Below are 4555 nucleotides of genomic sequence, written 5' to 3'. Positions count from 1 at the left end.
CCGCTTCGCTCCGCGCCGTCATGAGGCACAAGCGCGCCGTATCGATGATTCGCTCGCTGACGCTCGCTCATGCGGTGACTCCTCGTCATCAGGGTGACCTGCCTCTCTTCCGGGCAGGTTAGCCGGGGCGAAAGACCATGGCGACGGAACCCACCGGCCTTCGTCGCCCAACGGCCCCTCCCGCGCGCCGAGGTGTAGAGGGGTCCCGATGAACGCCCCGCCAGTTCTCGGCGCTGGGGTCGGAGAGAGCCGACGCGGCATCTGCCGGCCCCAGAGCGCACGGTGAACGGGGTGGTCCCCGTCGCGTTGCCGGTGACTCCGGCGCGGGCCGACCAGCGGGCTCGATAGCGTGACAGGGTGACGACCGACCCGCTCGCGCCACTGCTCGCGCTCGCCGACATCGCCGACGCCGTCGAGCAGGCCCGGATCCGCTTCGACACCGCGCTCGGCCACCGGGCGCTGCGCCGGCACGGTGGTCAGGTCGTCGCCGAGGTGAGCCTGCGATCCGCGGTCGCCAGCGCCGCCCTGGAAGGCCGGGTCCACGAACGGGAAGCGGTCCGGGCCGGCACGGTGACCGAACCAGTGCTCCAGGGAGCGTTGCGGGTCGCCGGGGCACTGCCCGGGCTCAGTGACCGCTGGCCCAAGGCACCCCGGCAGGCGCTGGCAAAACTGCACGTGCTCGCCAGCCGGGACGTGGTCGGCACGGCCGAGCTGGGCCGCCCGGTCGAGGACCCGGTGGTCGCCGCCCGGCTGGACGCGCTGGTCGGGCTCGTCGCCGGTGGCACGAAGGTCCCACCACTGGTGCTGGCGGCCGTCGTACACGGGGAACTGCTCAACCTGCGCCCGTTCGCCGGCCCTTCCGGCGTGGTGGCCCGGGCTGCCGCCCGCCTGGTACTGCTCTCCAGCGGATTCGACCCCCGTGGCCTGCTCGCGATCGACGTCGGCCACCGCGAGCGCGAACCGGAGTACGTGGGCGCGGCCGGCGCCTTCGCCACCGGCACCCCGGACGGCCTCCGGTCCTGGCTGCGCCACTACATGTCGGCGGTCCAGGTGGGTGCCGACCAGCTGACCGAGATCGGCGACGAGGTCCTCGCCGCGAGCTGAACCCGGTATCGCGGACGGCTCAGGCCGCACTGGTAACTCGGACGGGTGGCGGCTCAGGCCGGGGTGGTCGAGGCGCGGGTGCGCCGGTGGCGGCCGTACCAGGCGATGCCGATGGCCACCCCGACGCCCACGCCGAGCGCGGCAGCGGCGACCGGCACGGCCGGCCGCTCACGCAGCCGGCGGCCCAGCGGAATCGGGTGCCGGAACTCCAGCACCGGCCAGGCGTTCTCCACGGCCAGTTTGCGCAACTGCCGATCCGGGTTGACCACGGTCGGATGGCCCACGCACTCCAACAACGGTCGATCACTGTACGAGTCGGAGTAGGCGTACGAGTCGGCGAGGTCGTAGCCGCGCTCGGTGGCCAGTTCGCTGACCGCCTCCACCTTGCTGGGCCCGGCCGCATAGAACTCGACCTCGCCGCTGTAGCGCCCGTCCACCACCGCCATCCGGGTGGCGATCACGTCGGTGACGCCGAGCAGCACCCCGATCGGACGCACCATCTCCTCGCCGGAGGCGGAAACCAGCACCACATCGCGACCGGCGGCCTGGTGCTCCTCGATCAGGGCGGCGGCCTCGGCGTACACGTAAGGGTTGATCAGCTCGTGCAATGTCTCGGCGACGATCTGACGGACCTGTTCCACCTGCCAGCCCTTACAGAGGGTGGCAAGGTAGTCCCGGGTCCGGGCCATGGTCTGCTCGTCGGTGCCACCCAGCCGGAACATCAGCTGCGCGTACGCCGACTTGACCACGTCACGCCGAGTGATCAGGCCATCCCGGTAGAACGGCCGACCGAACGCCAAGGCGCTCGACTTGGCGATGACGGTCTTGTCGAGATCGAAGAAAGCGGCACTTCGGCCCACGGCGCGCAAGTCTAGCCCGATGGTCTATGGTCGGCGGGTGCCCGGGGGTCGAACGCCCTCGGACCTGCGGGGCAGCCCCCACCATGCTTGCGAACAGTGACCGCGGTCACACTCTGCGAACAGGATTTCGCAGGGAGTGGAGGCTACACCACTCGACGTACACAGGTTCACTCAGGCAGACTTGTCCACAAGGCGAGTATTCATATCTCGTACAACCGGCAGACTCTCGGCGGTTGCACCCCCCGTGACCGCTGAGCAGGTTCGGCTCGACCCCCCCGGAGCCGAACCTCCGACGACCCCCGTCTCCCCCCGACGGGGGTCGTCCCTTTCCCAGGTAAGCGCTGCACCGCAGGTCATAGCTCGTCTCCGATCCCGTCGGCGGCCCTATCCGACGGCGTGTCGCCTACCAGAGGCAGCAAAGAGGCAGCAGAGGCATTGAACGCGGCCAGGACGCGGGCGGCGTAGTCGTCGGGCGTGTGGGTGTATCGGTTGAGCGTGGTGGAAGCCTGCTCGTGGCCCATGACCCGCTGCACGAGGTTGATCGGAACACCGTCGGTGACCAGCCAGGTGGCGTAGGCGTGCCGCAGGTCATGGAAGCGCATCCCGCCCACGGCCTTCGCTGCGACGTAGGCGACCGCTTCCCGCTCGGTGGTGAACTCCGCCGACCACTCGACGCCTTCCCGGTCGGGCCAGAGTGCGCGGTACCGGTGCGGGCCGACGTCGACGACCTGGCCGAGCAGCCCGGCGCGGACTAGCGAGGGCAGCCAGACCCGGCGGCGGAAGTTCGACCGGCGCAGTGGTCGGCCGACCCGGTCACGGAAGACGAGCGTGCGCGGGTCCGGGTTGTCGGCGGCGGCGTGCAGCTGGCGCAGCGCGTCGACGAGGAAGCTGGGCAGCGGCACGGTCCGCACTCCGGCGCGACTCTTCGGGTACGGGCGCAGCACGATTCCGCCGTGAGTGGGACTGTACAAATAACGGCTGATCGACCGATCAAGGGAGAGAGGCCAGATGACGACCGAGATCACCTCGGGGCAGGAGCCGGCCGCCAGGCCGGCGGATGCGGTCACGGACGAGCAGTTGATCGCGATGCTGGTCGATCGGGCTCGCGGAGACGGGCTGAAGCTGACCGGTGAGGGTGGGCTGCTGCAGCAGCTCACGAAGCGGGTCCTCGAATCGGCGTTGGACGGTGAGATCACCGACCACGTCGGCTACGACAAGCACGATCCGGCCGGTCGGGGCAGTGGGAACACCCGGAACGGCAGCCGGACCAAGACGGTGCTGACCGACGTCGGGCGGGTCGAGGTGCGGGTTCCTCGCGACGCGGCGGGGACGTTCGAGCCGCAGATCGTGCGTAAACGGCAGCGGCGCCTGACCGGCGTCGACGACATGGTCCTGTCGTTGTCGGCCAAAGGGTTGACGCACGGCGAGATCGCCGCCCACTTGGCCGAGGTGTACGGCGCGGAGGTGTCCAAGCAGACCATCTCCACGATCACCGACAAGGTCATCGACGGCATGGCCGAGTGGCAGAACCGGCCCCTCGACCCTGTCTACCCGGTCGTGTTCATCGACGCCATCAACGTCAAGATCAGAGATGGTCAGGTCGCGAACCGGCCGATCTACCTCGCGATGGCGGTCACCGTCGACGGCCACCGCGACATCCTCGGCATCTGGGCCGGCGACGGCGGCGAAGGCGCCAAGCACTGGCTGCACGTGCTCACCGAACTGAAGAACCGCGGCGTCGCCGACGTGTTGATGCTGGTCTGCGACGGGCTCAAGGGCTTGCCCGAGGCGGTCGAGACGGTGTGGCCACGCACCATCGTCCAAACGTGCGTGGTGCACCTGCTGCGCAACTCGTTCCGATACGCCGCCCGCCAGGACTGGGACAAGATCGCCAAAGCACTCAAGCCCGTCTACACCGCACCCACGGAGGACGCCGCCACCGAGCGGTTCATAGAGTTCACCGACGCCTGGGGCAAGAAGTATCCAGCGATCGTGAAGCTGTGGTCCGACGCCTGGGCCGAGTTCGTGCCATTCCTCGCCTTCGACATCGAAATCCGCAAGGTCATCTGCTCCACCAACGCGATCGAGTCGGTCAACGCCCGCATCCGCAAAGCCGTCCGAGCCCGTGGTCACTTCCCGAACGAGCAGGCCGCCTTGAAGTGTGTCTACATGGCGTTGATGAGCCTCGACCCCACCGGCGCCGGACGCCGCCGCTGGACCATGCGCTGGAAAGCACCCCTGAACGCCTTCCAGATCGCCTTCGAAGGCCGGCTCACCCCGGCCAACCACTGACCACCTCAACAACCAAGATCAGCCGTTAACTTGACACTCCCGTTGTCACCACTCTGCGGTTGCGTCAGGTCCAACTGTCACGCCCTCATTCTAAAAGCACCGTTTTAGAACGAGGGAGAGTCGCGCCCGGCCAGCAGGCCCGCAGCCTGCGCTGCGGTTGCCGTAGTCGGGTTGACCGGCCGACTGCCGGCAATGTGGTTCAAAGAGCCGTTTCCAACCTGATGGTGCAGGTCAGTGGCGTGGAGGAGGCCGGTAGCCGGGTGAGGTGAGGCTCCCGGTAAGACAAGCAATCGACCAAG

Annotated in this window: 4 protein-coding genes; 2 read left to right on the top strand and 2 right to left on the bottom strand. The window is 68.6% G+C overall.

The genetic code is table 11. The annotated features are described in order from the left end of the window. The first annotated feature begins 357 nt into the window (after positions 1 to 357). Positions 358 to 1104, top strand: a complete 747-nt coding sequence (locus tag AB0M35_RS05780) for an oxidoreductase (RefSeq protein WP_363742022.1) — start codon at positions 358 to 360, stop codon at positions 1102 to 1104. Positions 1105 to 1157: 53 nt separating this feature from the next. Here AB0M35_RS05780 and AB0M35_RS05775 read toward each other — a convergent pair whose 3' ends face one another. Together AB0M35_RS05775 and AB0M35_RS05770 are read right to left on the bottom strand one after the other, a co-directional pair. Next, the gene (locus AB0M35_RS05775; RefSeq protein WP_363742019.1) at positions 1158 to 1964 is read right to left on the bottom strand and encodes an HAD-IB family hydrolase; all 807 of its coding nucleotides are present in this window, start codon (positions 1962 to 1964) and stop codon (positions 1158 to 1160) included. Positions 1965 to 2317: 353 nt separating this feature from the next. Further along, a complete protein-coding gene (locus tag AB0M35_RS05770; protein WP_363742016.1) occupies positions 2318 to 2908 on the bottom strand; it encodes a tyrosine-type recombinase/integrase in 591 nt (196 codons plus the stop codon). A 142-nt stretch (positions 2909 to 3050) separates the two neighbouring features. Between AB0M35_RS05770 and AB0M35_RS05765 the strand changes: the two genes are divergently transcribed. Beyond that, positions 3051 to 4256: an IS256 family transposase gene (locus tag AB0M35_RS05765; RefSeq protein ID WP_363742988.1), complete on the top strand. Its 1206-nt coding sequence runs from the start codon at positions 3051 to 3053 to the stop codon at positions 4254 to 4256. The last annotated feature ends 299 nt before the right edge of the window (positions 4257 to 4555 follow it).

This window comes from Micromonospora sp. NPDC051196, from assembly GCF_040682415.1.
Taxonomy (GTDB): domain Bacteria; phylum Actinomycetota; class Actinomycetes; order Mycobacteriales; family Micromonosporaceae; genus Micromonospora.
The sequence above is the reverse complement of the archived record's forward strand: the minus strand, read 5'-3'. Positions and strand labels throughout refer to the sequence as shown.

Excerpts from the sequence above, each read along its gene's own strand:
- AB0M35_RS05765 (WP_363742988.1), top strand. The coding sequence starts at position 3,051 with ATGCTGGTCGATCGGGCTCGCGGAGACGGGCTGAAGCTGACCGGTGAG.